General features: G+C 64.3%; 16 protein-coding genes. 6 read left to right on the forward strand and 10 right to left on the reverse strand.

Features of this window, described 5'->3' with window-relative positions; genetic code table 11:
• Window positions 1-39: 39 nt before the first annotated feature.
• Window positions 40-1,278, reverse strand: a complete 1,239-nt coding sequence (locus C84B14_RS10845; RefSeq protein ID WP_353224023.1) for an HD-GYP domain-containing protein — start codon at window positions 1,276-1,278, stop codon at window positions 40-42.
• 412 nt (window positions 1,279-1,690) lie between these two features.
• On the opposite strand from C84B14_RS10845, the gene C84B14_RS10850 reads away from it, so the two are divergent.
• Complete coding sequence (locus C84B14_RS10850; RefSeq protein WP_353224024.1) at window positions 1,691-3,385, forward strand: L-lactate permease; 1,695 nt, start codon at window positions 1,691-1,693, stop codon at window positions 3,383-3,385.
• A gap of 133 nt (window positions 3,386-3,518) precedes the next feature.
• Window positions 3,519-3,926, forward strand: a complete 408-nt coding sequence (locus tag C84B14_RS10855; RefSeq protein ID WP_348767284.1) for a GlcG/HbpS family heme-binding protein — start codon at window positions 3,519-3,521, stop codon at window positions 3,924-3,926.
• Between the two features lie 93 nt (window positions 3,927-4,019).
• On the opposite strand, the gene C84B14_RS10860 is transcribed toward C84B14_RS10855, so the two are convergent.
• The 8 genes from C84B14_RS10860 to C84B14_RS10895 all read right to left on the reverse strand — a co-directional run bounded on the left by C84B14_RS10860 (window position 4,020) and on the right by C84B14_RS10895 (window position 11,772).
• A complete protein-coding gene (locus C84B14_RS10860; protein WP_353224026.1) occupies window positions 4,020-5,171 on the reverse strand; it encodes a sulfotransferase in 1,152 nt (383 codons plus the stop codon).
• Window positions 5,168-5,884 (reverse strand): hypothetical protein, encoded by a 717-nt coding sequence (locus C84B14_RS10865; protein WP_353224028.1) that lies wholly within the window; start codon window positions 5,882-5,884, stop codon window positions 5,168-5,170. The genes C84B14_RS10860 and C84B14_RS10865 overlap by 4 nt, the downstream gene beginning before the upstream one ends.
• 60 nt (window positions 5,885-5,944) lie before the next feature.
• Window positions 5,945-6,238, reverse strand: coding sequence for a hypothetical protein (locus C84B14_RS10870; protein ID WP_353224030.1), 294 nt, complete (start codon window positions 6,236-6,238; stop codon window positions 5,945-5,947).
• 10 nt (window positions 6,239-6,248) lie between these two features.
• On the reverse strand, window positions 6,249-7,580 hold the full coding sequence (locus C84B14_RS10875; RefSeq protein WP_353224031.1) for an arylsulfotransferase family protein: 1,332 nt from the start codon (window positions 7,578-7,580) through the stop codon (window positions 6,249-6,251).
• A 198-nt stretch (window positions 7,581-7,778) separates the two neighbouring features.
• The gene (locus C84B14_RS10880) at window positions 7,779-8,228 is read right to left on the reverse strand and encodes a hypothetical protein (RefSeq protein WP_353224033.1); all 450 of its coding nucleotides are present in this window, start codon (window positions 8,226-8,228) and stop codon (window positions 7,779-7,781) included.
• 98 nt (window positions 8,229-8,326) lie between these two features.
• Entirely contained in the window at window positions 8,327-9,010 is a 684-nt protein-coding gene (locus tag C84B14_RS10885) for a 7-cyano-7-deazaguanine/7-aminomethyl-7-deazaguanine transporter (RefSeq protein WP_353224035.1), read from the reverse strand.
• A 64-nt stretch (window positions 9,011-9,074) separates the two neighbouring features.
• Window positions 9,075-10,367, reverse strand: coding sequence for an ABC1 kinase family protein (locus tag C84B14_RS10890; protein ID WP_353224037.1), 1,293 nt, complete (start codon window positions 10,365-10,367; stop codon window positions 9,075-9,077).
• Entirely contained in the window at window positions 10,357-11,772 is a 1,416-nt protein-coding gene (locus C84B14_RS10895; RefSeq protein WP_353224039.1) for an SDR family NAD(P)-dependent oxidoreductase, read from the reverse strand. The genes C84B14_RS10890 and C84B14_RS10895 overlap by 11 nt, the downstream gene beginning before the upstream one ends.
• A 161-nt stretch (window positions 11,773-11,933) precedes the next feature.
• Here C84B14_RS10895 and C84B14_RS10900 point away from each other — a divergent pair, with 161 nt between their 5' ends.
• The 4 genes from C84B14_RS10900 (at window position 11,934) to C84B14_RS10915 (ending at window position 16,533) form a co-directional block, all read left to right on the forward strand.
• Window positions 11,934-14,087 (forward strand): bifunctional metallophosphatase/5'-nucleotidase, encoded by a 2,154-nt coding sequence (locus tag C84B14_RS10900; protein WP_353224041.1) that lies wholly within the window; start codon window positions 11,934-11,936, stop codon window positions 14,085-14,087.
• A gap of 94 nt (window positions 14,088-14,181) precedes the next feature.
• Complete coding sequence (locus C84B14_RS10905) at window positions 14,182-15,168, forward strand: helix-turn-helix transcriptional regulator (RefSeq protein WP_353224043.1); 987 nt, start codon at window positions 14,182-14,184, stop codon at window positions 15,166-15,168.
• Between the two features lie 95 nt (window positions 15,169-15,263).
• The gene (locus C84B14_RS10910; RefSeq protein WP_353224045.1) at window positions 15,264-15,941 is read left to right on the forward strand and encodes a hypothetical protein; all 678 of its coding nucleotides are present in this window, start codon (window positions 15,264-15,266) and stop codon (window positions 15,939-15,941) included.
• 34 nt (window positions 15,942-15,975) lie between these two features.
• Window positions 15,976-16,533, forward strand: coding sequence for a SprT family zinc-dependent metalloprotease (locus tag C84B14_RS10915; protein WP_353224046.1), 558 nt, complete (start codon window positions 15,976-15,978; stop codon window positions 16,531-16,533).
• A gap of 346 nt (window positions 16,534-16,879) precedes the next feature.
• On the opposite strand, the gene C84B14_RS10920 is transcribed toward C84B14_RS10915, so the two are convergent.
• Window positions 16,880-17,773, reverse strand: coding sequence for an ATP-binding protein (locus C84B14_RS10920; RefSeq protein WP_353224048.1), 894 nt, complete (start codon window positions 17,771-17,773; stop codon window positions 16,880-16,882).
• Between the last annotated feature and the right edge of the window lie 43 nt (window positions 17,774-17,816).

Below are 17,816 nucleotides of genomic sequence, written 5' to 3' on the forward strand. Positions count from 1 at the left end.
GGCGAACAACCATGCGGCGTGCGGATCAAGCGTCGGTCGCTAGCTCCAGGCCGATGCGTAGTCGTCGATATCCACGCCGTAGGCGCCGTTGGCGAGGGTGCGCACGATACGAAAATTGGGAAAGTGGTTGAGATCGCGTATGCGCTGCGGAAAGTAGCGACGCTTGCGATGGTCGAGCACCACCAGCATGGTCGGACGCGGCTGACGTGCTTCGCTCGGTACGACAAAACCGACTTCGCCGGTGTTGAGTTCGATCAGGCTGCCCACCGGATAGGCGCCCAGGGTATGGATGAACTGATCGAGCAGGGTGGGGTTGAAGTCGCCCCGGCTGCGGCTCATGAGCTTCATTACCTCGCCCGGTGCCCGACTTTCCTGATACACGCGATCGCTGGTCATCGCGTCGTAAACGTCGGCAATCGCCACGATCTGGGCGTAGTGCGAGATCTCGTCGCCGGTGAGTCCGTCCGGGTAGCCGTGGCCGTTCAGGCGTTCATGGTGTTCGCGCACGATGCGCAGGCTCTGCTCGGATAGCTGCGAGCCCTGCTCGAGCAGCTGTACACCATATTGCGGATGCTGCTTGATGACCGCGAATTCGGCGGCCGACAGGCGTGCCGGCTTGTGCAGGATATCCATCGGCACCTTCATTTTGCCGACATCGTGTAGCAGCGCGCCGACGCCCATTTCCTCGATATCGGCTTCCGGCTCGCCTCGGACAGTCGCCAGGGCCACCGAGAGCATGCAGACATTGATGCTGTGCAGCGCGGTGTACTCGTCACGGTTCTTGAGGTTTGTGAACCACACCAGCGCATCCGGGTTGCGCGATACGCTTGCCATCATTTGCACGACCAGCTCGCGCGCATCGAGTTGCTCCAGCGGCTGGCCCGCGCGGGCATCGGCCTGGATGTTGCGTACGAAATCGCGGGCCTGTTCGCGAATGAGTCGGGCCTGGGCGAGCTCGGCGCTGAAGCTCTGCGGTGAGCGGCTGTAGACGGCGGCGGGCGCAACCCCGCGGCGGGTGAAGCCGGCCGGTTCCGGGCGCGCGGGCGGCGGCGTACCCGGGGCCTCGGGCGGCGTAGAGACATAGACGTATTCGACGTGCCGGCTCAGACGCGCGATATCCTCCCGTGTCTTTATGTGCAGGCCCTGGAGCGGATAGTCGGTTTCGAGCCACGGCCGGTCCAGTGCCTCGACATACATGCCGAGCTCCAGTTCGGTGACCGGAATTTTTTTCGCATAGCGCAGCATGCAGGTCGAAATCTCGATCGGAGAAGCCTTCATTCTAGGCTGTTACGAAGATTACCGCGATCCGGTGTCCTGCGTAGCTCGGCCAGCGGACCCCATACATGCGCGTACCGTGTTTGCTAGCGGGAGAAGCGCTTATACCGGCGCCGGGCTCATGATTCTGGCGCGTGGGCGCCAAACGAGCGCTGTTTCGGGTGTCGTCAATTGGTCTTAGGCGGCCGCACGAGCCGGCGCATGCTCGAATGCCGCGAGGCCGTGAACGTGGGCCGGTTCTGCCTGTGGCCGGCTGCATTGCGAGGATACGGTGGCTGCCCTAGGCGGCGAATAATGAATTGTCGTTTCACGAACAACGTGATTAGCTTAGCGGCACACGCGCGGCCGGCCGACCGGGGAAGGCGCTGCACGACGCCGCGCACTCTTAGTCAATATATGTGCAGGGGATAAATGCATGGTTTCTCTGACGATGTCGCTTCTCGCGTTCGTCCCGCTGGTACTGGCCGGCGTGTTGTTGATCGGCTTTCGGGTGCAGGCCCGTACCGCGATGCCGATCGTGTTCATCGTGACCGTACTGATCGCGTTGCTGGCCTGGGATATGAGCGTGACGCGGGTGGTCGCGTCGAGCCTGCAGGGGCTGATGCTCACGATCTCGATCCTGTGGATCATTTTCGGGGCCATCCTTCTGCTTAATACGCTCAAGCATTCCGGCGGTATTGCCGCGATTCGCAACGGCTTCTCCGGTATCAGCCCCGACCGGCGTATTCAGGCCATCATCGTGGCGTGGCTGTTTGGCTGCTTCATTGAAGGCGCCTCGGGCTTTGGTACGCCGGCCGCCGTTGCCGCGCCGCTTATGGTGGCATTGGGTTTTCCGGCCCTGGCGGCGGTCGTGGTCGGCATGATGATTCAGTCCACGCCGGTATCCTTCGGTGCGGTCGGCACGCCGATTATCGTGGGCGTGGCAGGCGGCCTGCAGAAGAACCAGATCTCCGAACAGCTCACCGCCAATGGCTCGGACTGGGCGACCTATTTCCAGCTGATTACGTCGCAGGTTTCGATCACGCATGCCATCTGCGGCATCCTGATGCCGTTGATCATGGTCACCGTAATGGCGCGTTTCTTCGGTGAGCGCAAATCCTGGGGCGACGGCCTGGAAGTCGCGCCCTTTGCGCTGTTCGCGGGCGTGAGTTTCGTGGTGCCCTATGCGCTGGCGGGCGTGTTCCTGGGCCCGGAATTTCCGTCGATGATTGGGGCCATGGTCGGCCTGGCGATTGTCGTGCCGGCCGCACGTCGTGGCTTTCTGATTCCCTCCCGGCCCTGGGATTTCCCCGATGAAAGCCAGTGGCCGGCGGACTGGGTCGGCAATATGGAAATCAAGGCCGATCATGTGGCCGGTCGCACGCCGCTGACGCCGACCATGGGCTGGGCGCCCTACGTGCTGCTGGCAATCCTGCTGGTGATCTCACGCACGGTCGAGCCGATCACCAACGCGCTGAAGTCGGTGGCGATCGGTTGGAGCGATATTCTCGGTCAAACCGGTATTTCCGGGTCGATCGAGCCGCTGTATCTGCCCGGCGGCATCATCTGCATGGCGGTTCTTATTACGTTCTTCCTGCATCGCATGCGTGGCGGCGCCCTGGGCTCGGCGTTCAAGGAATCGACCAACACCATTCTTGGCGCGGGCTTCGTGCTGATCTTCACGATCCCGATGGTGCGTATTCTGATCAACTCCGGCGTGAACGGCTCGGATCTGGTGTCCATGCCGGTGGCCATGGCCCAGCTGGTGGCCGATGGCGTGGGGCATATCTATCCGCTGTTCGCACCGGCCGTGGGTGCGCTGGGTGCCTTCATCGCCGGTTCGAATACGGTGTCCAACCTCATGCTCAGCGACTTCCAGTTCAACGTGGCCGCCACGCTGGGGCTGTCGACCGCGATGATGGTCGCGTTGCAGGCCGTGGGTGCGGCCGCCGGCAACATGATCGCGATTCACAACGTGGTTGCCGCCTCGGCCACGGTCGGGCTGCTCGGGCGTGAGGGTACGACCCTGCGCAAGACATTGTTGCCCACGCTCTATTACTGCGTGCTTAGTGGCGTGATCGGCCTGATCGCGTTCTACGGCATCGGCGTGGTCGATGGCTTGATGAACTAAATCGCCGAAATGGACGAAAACGGCCCGCTTATGGCGGGCCGTTTTCGTTTGTCGCGTCGGTTGCTGAGCGCTTGAATACAGCGTTTATAGTAGTGGCCGTAACAACAATCCATTTAACTATCGGGATATGCCCATGAAACAGAAATCCGTAATCACGCTCGACGATGCCCACCAGATTCTCGATGCCGCGCAGAAGGAAGCCGAGAACCAGGGCTGGAACGTGGCCATTGCCGTGGTCGACGACGGCGGGCACCTGATCGCGCTGCGCCGCCTGGACGGCTGTGCGCCGATGGGCAGCTATGTGGCGACCGAAAAAGCGCGCAGCGCTGCACTCGGTGGCAAGGAAACGCAGGCCTTCGAGGATATGATCAACGGCGGGCGTGCGGCGTTCCTGTCCGTACCCGAGCTCAAGGCCACGATGACCGGCGGCGTGCCGGTGATGGTGGATGGCCAGCTTGCGGGCGCGGTGGGCGTGTCCGGTGTGAAGCCGGATCAGGATGCCCAGACCGCCAAGGCAGGCGTGGCGGCCGTCGCCGGCTAGCCTCGCTCGAGCGCTTAGGCGCTTGCGTTCGTAAAAAGGCGCGGCCCGGCTGGGCCGCGCCTTTTTTATGCCCGATGGCCGCGGCTCGCGCCGCTAGGTATAGCCGAAACGGGCTGCCACCGGCCCGGTAATCTCGCGAATGCGGGCCAGTTCGGCATCGCTGAAGGCCGGTTTGTAGTAGCCGGGCAGACGCAGCCGGGATGCGGCTTGTTCGATGGTTGCCGGGTCGGTTTCTAGCCCGCAATGGGCATAGAAGCGTTCGAGCACGGCCTGCGAATCGCCACACAGATCTTCGTAGCGGATGACCAGCGTGGCGTCGCTGAGCTGCTTGTCGCTGCTCAGACGCTGGTCGACATCTGCGTAGATCATGGCCCAGTAGTGGGCCCAGCCTTCGACCTCCTGGCCGTCGTTCCAGAGTTGCTGGATATGATCGACGGCGTCGTCGTCCCCGGTATGGATCGGGCGTCGATCCAGGCCGAATTCGAAATGTCCGACTCGCCGCATATGTTCGAGCGCACGCGGATGCGCGCTCTCGCCGGCCTCGAACAGGGTCTGTTGCTTCATCAGCGAGGCGATATGCCAAACCGGGTCGCGTACGGGCAGCACGAAGCAGGCATCGGAAAACAGCGACTGCAGATACTGCAGCCGCATGAGGTTGTAGTTGCCCTTGGCCGCATAGCGCTGGCGCTTGCGAATGGCGAGCAGCTTGCGGATATGGTCGCGATAGAATTGCTCGAATTCGGGGTTGCGCGTCTGCGCATCGAGCACGTTGCTGTGCGTGCTGTCGTGGATACGTTCGAAAAACGCCATCCAGAGCACTTCCTCGAAGGCTTCCGGGCTCTGGGAGGTGACCGCTATGCCGTCGCCGTGGGCACGCTCGGTCGCGGTTTCGCTGTTCTGCGGCACGCGTGCCAGCCAGCGATCCCACAGCCAGGGCGTGAATACCGGCGGGAAGTCGCGATAGCGATGGGTGGCCACGGTCGGATGCTCGGCGAGCAGCTCGAGCAGTATCGTGGTGCCCGAGCGTGCCAGGCCCGCTACGTAAATAGGCGCGGTGATCGCAATATCCTCGATCGCCTCGGCCGCCATGCGGGTGTCGAAGTTGCCCAGCTTGATCGCGGCCCTGGGGTGGCGATATTGCCAACCGCCGACTCGATCCATCCAGGTGGGCACGGCGAAGCTGTCGATGGCCGCATCACTGGGTTTCGAGCGCGCGGTACGGGGTGCGTCGGTAGTTGCCGTCATTCGATTTTCGCCCATTTATAGATCGCCAGCGATACGATGAACATCACCGGCATGAAAACGAACAGCCAGGAATGCATCCAGGCCGGGCCGAAGGGGATGACCTCAAGTACCGGTAGATCGATATGCACCTGGTCTACGGGGGCGTCATCCGGCAGATAGCCGAGCGGATTCTCGGCCAGCCAGTGCCACCAGGGCTGTTTGGTAACGATGCCCACGGGCGAGGTCATATCGAATTGTGCGATCGGCGCGCTCGCATCGCCTACCGTGAGCCGGGCGGGCTCTGCGCCGTTGCTCCAGCTGGTGGCAACTCCGTCCGGCACGGTGGCGATCTCGGGCGTGACGCCGCTCGGTGGCAGGGTATGGCCGTAGTGGGTTTCCGCCCAGAGCAAAAGCGCGAGCAGCGGCAGAATGGCCAGCAGCGTGCCCGGCACAACCATACCGACATGCTTGAAAGCGGTAGTGAACTGGTTCTTGATCAATGGCCCGGCATCGGCGAAGTCGCCGTCGAATGCGTTCAGCCGCTGCCGTGCGGCCTTGGCCTCGCGCTTGGCCTGGCCGATTTTCGCCTGCGGCGAGCACAGCTTGTAGAGAAACATGGTAAGGACCGCCCCGAACACCGCCCAGATCGCCAGCCTCGCGGCGGCGGGCAGGACGGTGGCCATGGCGCCGTCTAGCGCGTTGAACAACGGCGCCGGTAGGTCGAATAGCCCCATTGAATAATGTCCTTCGCGTGGCGGCCCGATCGCGCCGGGGCGACCGGGCCGTCGAAATGGCTAGTTGCGGGTCGGGCCGTTGCCGGGGTCGTTGCCCGGGGTCGCTGTATGCGCGTCGCGCGCGGCGGCCTGCTCCTTCTTGCGACGGCGCATGCGCCGGATCGGCCAGAGCAGAACGAACAACAGCGCAGCGCCAATCGCGGCTACCACGCCCCAGAGCGCGCCCAGCAGGCTCAGGCCGGCGCCCGGCCCGACATAGGCCTGGGCCGCCGCGAAGGGCGCGAGCACTAGGGCTAGCGCCAGGCCGGAGCGCAGCAGCGGCGCACGACGGTTGCGGGTTTCGAGTTTATCCATGACAGACCTCCTAGGGCGTTTGGATGCTTTCGCGGAAAGCCGGCTCCAGGTCCTCGGCACGCAGCCGCTGACCGGAAGAGACGACGGGGATGTACTGGTCCTGATCGCCGCCACGCACGGGATTGAAGAATTCCCAGACGATATCGCCGCTGGGCGCGACTTCGAACAGGCGCCCGCCGTCGGATTCGGTGATCAACCGGTTGCCGTTGGGCAGGGTGGTGATGGCACCGCGCAGACGGCTGGCGAAAGGATGTTGCTGGGAACCTTCGTAACGCCAGACGATTTCTTCGCTTTCGGGATCGACTTCGAGTGCGCGGGTCATGTTGTCGGCCTGGAAATGGCCGTAATTGTCGAACAGGGTGAAGTGGCCGTTGGGCAGGGCACGCGCCGAGTGCTGGCCAAGCCACGAGCCGGCCATTGCCCAGGTCATCTGGCCGGTATCCAGATCGATGAGCGCGGGTGTGCCGGGGTGGCGAAACGACACCAGCACCTGGTTGCCACGGCCCTGGGCCGGGGCGAAGTTTTTCGCCAGTTCGTTATCGATGAACTGCACGCTGTTGGTATGCAGCGGGTCCTCGAGCGCGAAATGGGCGATATTGGTCAGCAGCGGCTGATAGCGCGATTCGTAGAACGCCTCGAACAGCGGAATCTTGGCCTGCTCCTTGCCCGTATCGCCGTCGAGCACCACCACGTAGTCGTCGAGGAACGGCTTTGCCAGGGCGGGGAAGTTCTCGAAGCGCTTGTCGCTGAATTCATGCGTGAGCACGACGACACGCCCGTCCGGGGCAACGTCTATATCGTGGTGGGTCGCACCGTGATACTTCCAGATGACGTTGGAATCGGCGTCCAGTTTGACCAGACCGTAGCCCCAGGGCGTATCGCCTGCGGTGATATAGATCGCCAGCAGATCGCCGTTGGGGTACATGATGGCCTTGCGCCAGTACATGAGCGCGTCCTTGCGCGCGCCACGTCCGTCAGGCGCGGTATCCCAGAGCTTGCTGTAGTCCAGCTGCCAGCGATGGACTTCCTTGCCGTCCATGTCCACCAGCGAGGCATACGGCGCACCGCCCGAGGTATACAGGGTGTAGCCGTTATAGGCACGGTCGCTGTCGTTGATCGTGACGCCGCGCTTGTCGCTACGCGCTTCACGCCATTGATCGGTCTGCGTGTACGGGTCGTCGATCGAATCCTGAACAATCAGCGCATGACCGGCCTTGTAGGCGTCATTGAGCCATTCGTACGGAAATACCTTGCTGAGCACCACGAGTGTGCCGCCCAGAAAGGCAAGAAAGAGACAGGCCACGAAAAACGCCGCAAAGCCGGCGCGATCCGCTTTATCCATTGTTGAACCCTTGCTAAGGGTCCCCATACGAACGCTTCGACCCTCGAAGCATCCGCCCTCGGCACGATTACGACCGTAGCACGTTGTGAAGGTTCCGTTACGGCGACATCAATTTTTGCTGCGCGCGGCTCTTCTTACCGTCGCCGGCACGGTCTTCGAACGCGTTGGCGGCAGCCGGGGCCTGCCCACGCCAACACGTCAGTTGCGATCGACACGTACGAATACGCTTTCGGTAACGCCATCCGAACCACTGCTGCCGGATACGAGCTTCCACTCGCCCGTACCCATAAGCAGCCGTGTCTGGCTATGCATCTTGCCCTGCGCAATGGCATGGGTGAAGTCGATGGACAGGGCGATATCGCCGCTGTCGCCGGTGGCATCCATCCAGTACTCGAGCACGGCGTCGCGGGTTTCGATCCGCCCGCTGTCGAGTTCCGCTACGGTGGTCTCGATACGGCGTGACCTGGGCCCGTCCGTGGCGGGCCCGGCCGGATCGGCGTTTGCGCCGTAGCGGACTTTCAGCGTGAACGGCTTGTGCGTGTTCACGATCGCCGACTGGGCATGGACGACGCCGGCTGCAAGCAGCAGCAGTATGGCGCCGATGAAAACGTACAGCGGGGCAACCCGGCTGCGACTACGATCGACCATGGTGTGTTCCCCTCGCTGCAAGCCGTTTGTTATGAGCCCGAGGCGGGCGCTTCTGGTCTGGATCTGCAGTTATAGCACGGCGTCGACGCTGGCCCGTGTCAGCAGTCGGGCACGCGTTGCCCGCGGGCCGGGGCGCTGGCCGTGGCAGTGAGCAGATAGCGCGACAGCAGGGCCAGTAATGCGCCGTAGAGCGGCAAGAACAGGCCCAGGCTGATCAGCAGCTTGAATGCATAATCCACGCAGGCGATTTCCAGCCAGTGCTCGGCCATGAAGCCATTCGACGACCCGGCGAAGGCGATGGAAAAAAACAGCAGCGTATCCAGCGCGTTGCCGAACAGGGTCGAGGCCGTGGGCGCGACCCACCACTGCCGCAGCCGGCGCAGGCGCTGGAACACGCCGATATCCAGCAGCTGGCCGAACAGATAGGCGCAGAAGCTCGCCAAGGCGATACGGGCGACCAGGGTGTCGAATTCGGCCAGGGCATCGAGCCCCGCGAAACGCCCGTCCACGTACAGCACCGACAACAGATACGACACCACCAGCGCCGGCGCCATCGCGGCGGCCACCACCCGACGTGCGGTGGCACCGCCGAGCAAACGCACGGTCAGATCGCTCACCAGAAAGATGAACGGGAAGCTGAACGCGCCCCAGGTCGTATGCCAGCCAAACAGCGTGAAAGGCAGCTGCACAAGATAATTGCTGGCCGCGATGACCAGCACATGCAGACAGGCCAGCACCAGAACGACACGACGCCACTGCGAGCCCGATAACGATAACGACATGCCTATCTTCCTTTTTCGTGACGGGGTGAGGGAACCCGTGGCGCCATGCGCCCGAATGATGTGCTCAGTCCGCCGACGGTGCGTCGGCCGGCGGCGGATCGTAGTCGCCTGCGGCAATCTTTTGCAACTCGGCGTATAAATCCGCCTCGGCATGGATATTACGCAGGATCCAGTACAGGCCGCTGAGCGTGCGCATCAGGAAGACCAGCTGCGGGGCCGCGTTGAACAGCCGCCAGTGACGCAGCGAGGCCCGGATTTCGGCGCGTATGGACTCGATCAATCCGTCGTCGGTGAACACGTAAGGCGAGCGGTCACGGATCGGCTCGAGAGAGGCCGCCACGTGGCTGGCATAGATCTGTTCGTAGGTTTCGCCGTGGGCGGCCCAGCTATCGGCCGGCACCACGCCCAGATGTTCCAGCGCGAGGTGCAGATCCTGCCAGCGGCCGTCGAGCGCGGCCGCCACCACGTCGCGCAGACCGCGGCGGGTATCCCGGTCCAGCGTCTTGGTACAACCGAAATCGAAAAGCGCGATCGAACCGTCTTCGGTGACGCCGAAATTACCAGGGTGCGGGTCGGCGTGCAGTATGCCGTGGGTGAATACCTGCAGGTTGATCGCCTGGACGATGGCATGGCCGCGGTCGGGGGCGGCTTCGTCCACGGGGCGCGACTCGATATAGGTGGTGACCAGCACCGCATCGCTGCACAGTTCGGGCACCGGCTCGGGCAGTATGAAGCCGGGCAGCTCGATAGCGCGCAGGGCCTGTAGATGGGCCAGCTCCTGTTCGTAGTTCGTTTCCTCGATGAAACGCTCGCGCAGCTCGTCGAGCACCGCGTCGATATCGCTGCCGCGCATGGGCAGAAAACGCGACAGCTTGAGCAGCCGCCCGAGGTTGTCGATATCCGCGTCCACGGCATCGGCCACGCCCGGATAGCGGATTTTCACGACCACTTCGCGTCCGTCGGCGAGGGTGGCCCGATGGGCCTGGCCGATCGAGGCAGCGGCCATGGCCTCGTGGTCGATATGCGTCACGAGGGCACGCTGTTCGTCGCTCCAGGCCGCATCGATAACCGGCTCAAGGCGCTCGAAGGCCCAGGGTTCGGCGTTGCGTTGCAGCCGGGCGAGCTGTTCGACCAGCGGTTCGGGCAGAAAATCGCGGTACTGGGAGGCGATCTGGCCCAGCTTCATGGCCGCGCCCTTGAGCCCGCCCAGCGTATCGAACCAGTCCTGGCCGGTTTTCTGCCAGCTCTTGGCACGGTCGTAGCCGGGCATGGTCTGGAGCACGCCGCGCCCGAGGCTGCGCATGCCGGCACCGAGAATGCGCCGGCGGCGGGTCCGCTGTTCGCGCTTATCCGACACCGTGCACCTCGATGCCCGTTTCGTTGCGCAGCCAGCCGTAAAGCGTCTGCGCATCGCTGGGGCGCACGGCGGTGTTGGGCAGCACCGCGGTGGGGTGGGGCGTTCTATCGAGAAAGAATTCGCCCTGGCAATTGCGGGCGGCCCGGGCCGCGCCCAGCCAGACGGCGGTATCCGCGCCCATGCGGGCATCGCGCAGCATGCGCCCCATTACCTTGTCGAAGCCGGGCAGCGACTCGGTCACGCCCGGCGTGGCCACCCAGCCGGGATGCATGGCGTTGAAGTTCACCCCGGCATCGCCGTAGCGGCGTGCCCAGTGGCGGGTCAGCGCGACAAGCCCGCGTTTGGCACGGGCATAGGCCTTGTTGCCGCTGAAGGTTTCGTTCTCGAAATTCAGGTCGTCGAGCACGAGCGGCTGCAGATACATGCCGCCGCTGGACATGTTTACCACGCGCGCGTCGGCGGCCAGCAGCGCCGGCATGAGCGTTTCGGTGAGCACGAAGGGGGCGACCAGATTGATGGCCAGGCTGCGCTCGAAGCCGTCGTCGGTCAGCGCATGCTCGTGGAACAGGGCGCCGGCGTTATTCACCAGCACGTCGATCTTGGCGAATTTTTCGACCAGTCGACTGCCGAGTGCAGTGGTGGCGGCCACATCGAGCAGGTCGGCCTGTTCGGTATGGATACGCGTTTTTTCGCCGCCGGCGAAGTCCTGCACCCGCTGACGCGATGCGGCGAGCTTGTCGGCATCGCGGCCCACCAGCACTACGCTCGCGCCCAGGCGCGCGTACTCGGCAGCGATTGCTTCGCCGATACCGCTGGTCGCGCCGGTGACCACCACCACGCGATCATCCATGAACTCGCTATGCGCCTTGTCGTCGAGCGCAAGATAGCCGCGTTCGGTAAAGCCTGGTGCGGCCAGCAGCATGCTGCGATCCGCGGCATAGCTGACCCAGCTCTGGCGCGGCGGTTCGGTGCGAATCGTCAGCGCCTCGCGCAGACCGGCCACGGCCTTGCGTCCGATCCGCTTGAACACCGGCTTCATCGCGATTTCGCTGGCGCCCAACGCGCCGGACAAGGAAAAATCGGCGCGATAGTCGATGGTCGTCTCGCCGGCGCTGTTTTCCTCAAAGCGAATGGTTTCGCTCGAGCGGATGCCGGCACCCTGCATTTCCAGCGCGATATGGGCGTTCGCGGCGAGGTCGGTAATCCGGTAGGACAGCGTCGTGCGCCGGCCGAACATTCGCACGGTCACCTCGAATTCGCCGCCCACCTGCGGCGCGCCGGGGGTGAGCTTGCGTGCCCGGTAGACGCCCGGGTCCCACTGCTCGCAGGTCGAGAAATCGACCAGATAGCGATAGCTGTCGGCGGCACTACGGGCAACGCGAATGGTTTCGTGGAGTCGGATCATGAAATCTCGAAGCTGCGACCAAGGTCGAGTTATACGCCAGTCTGGGCGCGGCGGTTTAATCGTTGCAACCGTCATCGGCCTGTCAGGCAATTGTCATCATTTCGCCTTCTGCCATGGCTAGCCTGCGCATCGAATCTAACCGATGCTTTTTTGGGGGACCCATGACCAGGACGCAACCCGTCTGGCGGCGCGCGCTGCTTGCAATCTGTCTGACCGCGGCTATCGCCGGCTGTTCCGACAGCGATTCAGACATCGAGAATACGAACTCGCCGCAGGACGAGACATATCGCCTCCAGCTGCTGCATTTCGCGGATATGGACGGCTCCACCGCGGCGCTCGACTATGTGTCGAACTTCTCCCGCCTGGTCAACGCCTTCTCCAGTGACGAGGCGCTCGCCGAGCATACGCTGGTGCTCTCCTCGGGCGATAACTTCATCCCGGGTCCGCGTTATTTCGCCTCCGGCGCCCTGGCCGACGAAGACGTCCCGGCCGCGCTGGGTGCGGCGGGCAACGGCCGTGCTGATATCGTGTTCGTGAACCGTCTCGGCGCCGCTGCTTCGGCGCTCGGCAATCACGATCTCGATTCAGGCACGTCGGCGTTTTCCGACCTGATCGCCGGCGACGGCGAGGCGGGCGGCTACGCGGGTGCTGATTTCCCCTATCTATCCAGCAACGCCGATTTCTCGGGCGACGACAATCTCTCCGGCCTGATCGCAGAGAACGGCCAGCCGGCTGCCGAGGTCGCCGGCCGGGTGGCCGGCTCCACCACCGTGGAAGTCGGCGGCGAGACGATCGGCGTGGTCGGCGCGACCACGCCGCTGCTGGCCAGCATCACCTCGACCGGCGGAATCGACATGTCGCCGGACGATTTCGTCATGGACGATGCCGGCTACGACAAACTGGCCGCGGCCATTCAGCCGAGCGTCGATGCGCTGGTCGGCAAAGGCATCAACAAGATCGTGATCGTTGCGCACATGCAGCAGATCGCCATCGAAAAAGCCCTGGCTACGCGCCTGAACGATGTCGACATCATCATTGCCGGCGGCTCGAACACGCTGCTGGCCGACAGCAACGATGTGCTGCGCGACGGCGATACCGCCGCTGATACCTATCCGCTGTCGTTTCAGGGCCCGGACGACACGCCCACGCTCGTGGTCAACGTCGACGGCGACTACAAATACCTCGGCCGACTCGTGGTCGATTTCGACGACAACGGCGTGCTCCTGACCGATTCGCTGGATACGGCCACAAACGGCGCCTGGGCCTCCACCGATGCCGTGGTCGAACAGCTCGCCAACCGCGGTCTGAACACCACCGCCGACAGTGACATCCTGGCCGTGCAGTCCGCGCTACAGGATCTGCTGGTCGAGCAGGACGGTAATGTCCAGGGCATTACCAACGTCTATCTCGACGGTCGACGCACCCAGGTGCGTACCGAGGAAACGAATCTGGGTAATCTCACCGCCGATGCGAACCTCTACTACGCACGCCTGGCCGAGCCCGGTGTACAGGTATCGCTGAAGAACGGCGGCGGTATTCGCGACGATATCGGCCAGGTGGTGGTGCCGCCGGGCGGCACCGGCGACGCCGAACTACGCCCGCCGCAGGCCAACGCCTCCATCGACAAGCCGGCCGGTGGCGTATCGCAGTTCGATATTGCCGGCGCGCTGCGCTTCAACAACAGCCTGACGATCATCAGCGTCACCGCGGCCGAGCTGCGCGACATCATGGAACATGCCGTGGCCGCCACCACCGACGGCGCCACGCCGGGCCAGTTCCCGCAGATCGGCGGCATGCGTATCGCCTTCGATGCCGACCAGACCGCGCGTAGCGGCGGCCAGATGAACATGGGTACGTCGAGCAACGGCAACCGTATTCGCACGCTCGAACTCATCGATAACAACGGTGATACCACGGATACCCTTGTGACCAACGGTGTGTTGCAGGGTGACGCCGGCCGCGAGATTCGCATGGTGCTGCTCGCCTTCACGGCTGCCTGCGTGCCGGGCGACAACTACAATGCCGGCACAAGCGACTGCGGCGATGCCTATCCGCTCAAGGGCCTGTCCGATCCGCAGCGTGTCGATCTCGACCCGAACACCGACGGTGTGGTCGACGCGACGCAGATCAGCACGGCCTACGATCCGGGCCTAGCGATGTTCGCCCCCGCGGGCACCGAGCAGGACGCCTTCGCCGAATACCTGCAGTCGCGTTACAGCCCCGATAACGGCGGCAGCGCCTTCGACGATGCCGAAACCCCGGCCGCCGAAGACACGCGTATCGTCAATCTGAAGGCGCGCCGCAACGTGCGCTGATCGCCGGCGCCGAGTCGGCAAGGTAACGGGCCGCGCTGTTTTCAGCGCGGCCTTTTTCATGGGCGGATTGGGTACAAATCGCTAGACTCGGGGCATGAACGTCTTCGACCGTATCTATGCGCTGCACAAGCAGCTCGCCGGCGCGCGTCGGCCCATTCCCAAGGCCACCCTGGAACAACGCCTGGAATGCTCGCCGGCCACCGTCAAGCGCATCATTCGGGACATGCGCCTCTATCTCGATGCGCCCATCGAATACGACCGCGAGTACAACGGCTACTACTACGCCGGCGCCGATGGCAGTACGTCCGATGACCAGTTCGAGCTGCCTGGGCTGTGGTTCAACGCCTCGGAGCTGGTCTCGCTGCTGGCCATGGACCAGCTGCTCGAAACGGTACAGCCGGGGTTGCTCGCCCTCGATCTCGCCCCGGTACGCAAACGCCTGGAGCGCATCCTCGAAAGCCGGGCAATGGGCACCGGCGAGCTGGCCCGGCGCACGCGAATTCTGCGCGCCAGCGCACGCCGGCCGGGTCCGGCCTTTGCCGAGGTGGCCGGGGCCATGGCCATGCGGCGGCGGCTGCGTATTCGCTATCACGGGCGCGCCCGCGATACCGAAAGCCAGCGCACCATCTCGCCCCAGCGTCTGGTCTATTACCGCGACAACTGGTATCTCGACGGCTGGTGTCACGACGCCGACGGCCTGCGCAGTTTTTCGCTCGACCGTATTCGGTTGGCCGAAACGCTCGATGACGAGGCCATCGATATGGATAGCGATGCGCTCGAGGCCGAGCTGGGCGGCGGCTACGGCATCTTCTCGGGCACGCCCGACCATACGGCGGTGATCCGCTTTTCGCCCCAGGCGGCGCGCTGGGTGGCCGACGAACAATGGCACCCCGACCAGCAGGGCCGGCCGCTCGACGACGGCGGCTACGAGCTGCAGGTGCCGTATTCGGCCAGCGCCGAACTGCTGGCCGACGTGCTCGCCTACGGCCCGGAGGCCGAGATCATGGCGCCGGAATCGCTACGCCGGGCCGCCGCCGGGCGCCTGCGCGCCGCCGCTGAACGCTACGCCGAATACGTTTAATGTAAATTCATACAGCTCTGGGTCGCCGTTTGACCCACCCCCCGCGGCAAGCTCTCCCACGTTGACGACATCACGTGGACAAGGGAGAGCGACCCATGAGCGAAACAACCGCCCAAACACTGATTCATCCGGCCCATGCCGAGCTGGTGCAGGCCGCGCGCGCCGAACGCCGTGCGCTGGTGCGGGCTCTGGCCATCGAAGCCGACTGGCGTTTCCACGACGGCCCCGAATGGGCCGCGCGTTACTGGGCAGCGTTCAGCGACCTGCGTCGTGATGTGGACAGCGCCCCGGAACTGCGCCTGGCTGCCGCCCTGGCACCGCGCAGCGGCTGGTCGCCGCTGGCGCCGGTGGAATCCGACCAGGCCCGGGCCATCTTTCGAGCCCTGCTGGCGGCGCTGCATCCGCAGGTCGCTCCGCGTGCAGCGGCGGCCGATATCCACGGGCTGTGGTCGCTCGCGGTGCGAGCCTATCGTGGCGGGGATGCGGGGCAGCTGCGCGAACTGCTGGGTCGGGCACAGCCGAATGCCTCGACGGCGCGTCTGCCGGCGGACATCGTCGCGCTGCGGCGTGAGCACGACCGCCTGGCCGAGGCACGCGCTGCCGTCGATCGCCGCCTGGCCGAACTGAGCCAGAGTTTTCCATTCAATCTGCGCGACCGGCTCGACGACGCCGACTGGGTGCGCCGCCAGCGTCTGGGGCTGCGCCAGGTGCTCGAATTCGCAGCCCCGCCGCGCCGTCGATCTGCGCAGGGGGATCGCCAGCAGGTATCCTGAGCGGCTTGCCGCAATTACGAATTGATGGTCGCCCATGGCCCAGGCCCAACAGCATCGTCTCGATCTCGACAGCGAAGACCTGCACACGCGGGTCGCCGAGGAAACCCTGTACTGGATCGAACGCGCTCGTGAAATTACGGGCGCCAGCGCACGCCGGCTGCCGGTGCCGGCCGTGGCTTTCGACCTGCGCGGGCGGGCCGCCGGCCAGGCGATATTCGCGCGTCGCAGCCGCGACTGCCGCATACGGATCAACGCCGCGCTGCTGGCCTCGCATCCCCGGGAGATGATTGCCGAAACCGTACCCCACGAAGTCGCCCACGTGGTGATCTATCGGCTCTACGGCCGCCGTGCCCGTCCGCACGGCAAGGAATGGAAAGCGCTCATGCGGGCCTTCGGCGTTGACCCGGCGCCGTGTCATACGCTGCCCACCGAACCCGTGCGCCAGCTCAAGCGCTTTCGCTATGCATGCGGCTGCGACGAACCGGCCTTTCTCACCAGCATCCGTCACAAGCGCGCCCAGAAGGGCACCGATTATGTGTGTCGCGTTTGTGGGGAAAAACTGCGGTTTGCCGACGAGGGGGCGGGTTCGTAGCGATTAGTGGATGGCGCCTAGCTTTCAACCTGAACCGCTCGTTTTTCGGATGAACTGTGCGGGTGAATTCTGGCTTGGGGTTTCGCGCTGCTGTGCGAGTGACTTTCACTTGCTTGTCCAGGTAAGTAACCAAAGCAAAGGACACCCTGTCTTGCGCCGATGCTGCGCATCGGTTCCCTGCGCGGCTCCGTCCGAACGCGGGCCAGCTGGAAACTCGCTTCGCTCAGACATCCGGCTGGCCCTAGGCAATTAACAAGGCCGCGATCGCCTCCGCTGCTCGGCGCTACGCCCAAGGGACCCAAATACAGCCAAGCTCGCTAACGCTCGCTCAAGGTTGCGTCTGTGGTTAATTGTCCGCCTGCGCCAAGGACTGGCGCCCCGCCCAGTCGCGGGCGAACTGCTCGGCGGTACGCCCGCTGCGGGTGCCACGTGCCAGCGCCCACTGCAGGGCGGCCCGTTCCCAGGGCGCGTCGACGCCGATTTCGGCATCGATACCGTGCGCGGCCAGATGCTTGACCGCGATGGCGAGATAATTCGCCTGGTCGAACGGATAGAACGACAGCCACAGGCCGAAGCGTTCCGACAGCGAGATCTTTTCCTCGACTGCTTCGCCGTGGTGTATCTCGCCGTCGATTTGCTGCGCGGCCTGATTCTCGGGCTGGAACTCCGGCAGCAGGTGGCGCCGGTTCGAGGTCGCATAGATCAGCACGTTATCCGGCGCGGCGGCGAGCGAACCGTCGAGCACGGCCTTGAGCGCCTTGTAGCTGCCGTCACCGGCTTCGAACGACAGATCATCCGAGAAGACGATGAATTTCTCCGGTCGCTCGGCCAGGGTAGCCACGAGGTCGGGCAGATCGACCAGGCGATGTGCGGGTACTTCGACCACGCGCAGGCCGTCGTCGACGAAGGCGGGCAGCAATGCCTTGACCAGCGATGACTTGCCCGAGCCACGCGAACCCCAGAGCAGGGCGTTATTGGCGGGTAGGCCGGCCACGAACTGGCGGGTATTGGCCAGCAGGCGCTGTTTCTGGGTGTCGATACCGTGCAGCCGATCCAGCGGCAGCGCCTGCGGTGCATCGATGGCCTGGAGGCGGCCGTCGTCGCGCCAGCGAAACGCATGCGCCGACCAGTCGATATCCGCGCCGACCGCGCGGCGCGCATCGGCAAGCTGTGCTTCCTGTGTATCGGCAATACGCTCGAGCTGGGCCGCGATCCGGCCGAGGATGTCTGTATCTGGCATGCGCTGCAGTCTATGGCAGCCGGCCCGTTTCGTGAAGCCGGCA

The sequence above is a fragment of the Salinisphaera sp. C84B14 genome (assembly GCF_040361435.1).
GTDB lineage: Bacteria > Pseudomonadota > Gammaproteobacteria > Nevskiales > Salinisphaeraceae > Salinisphaera.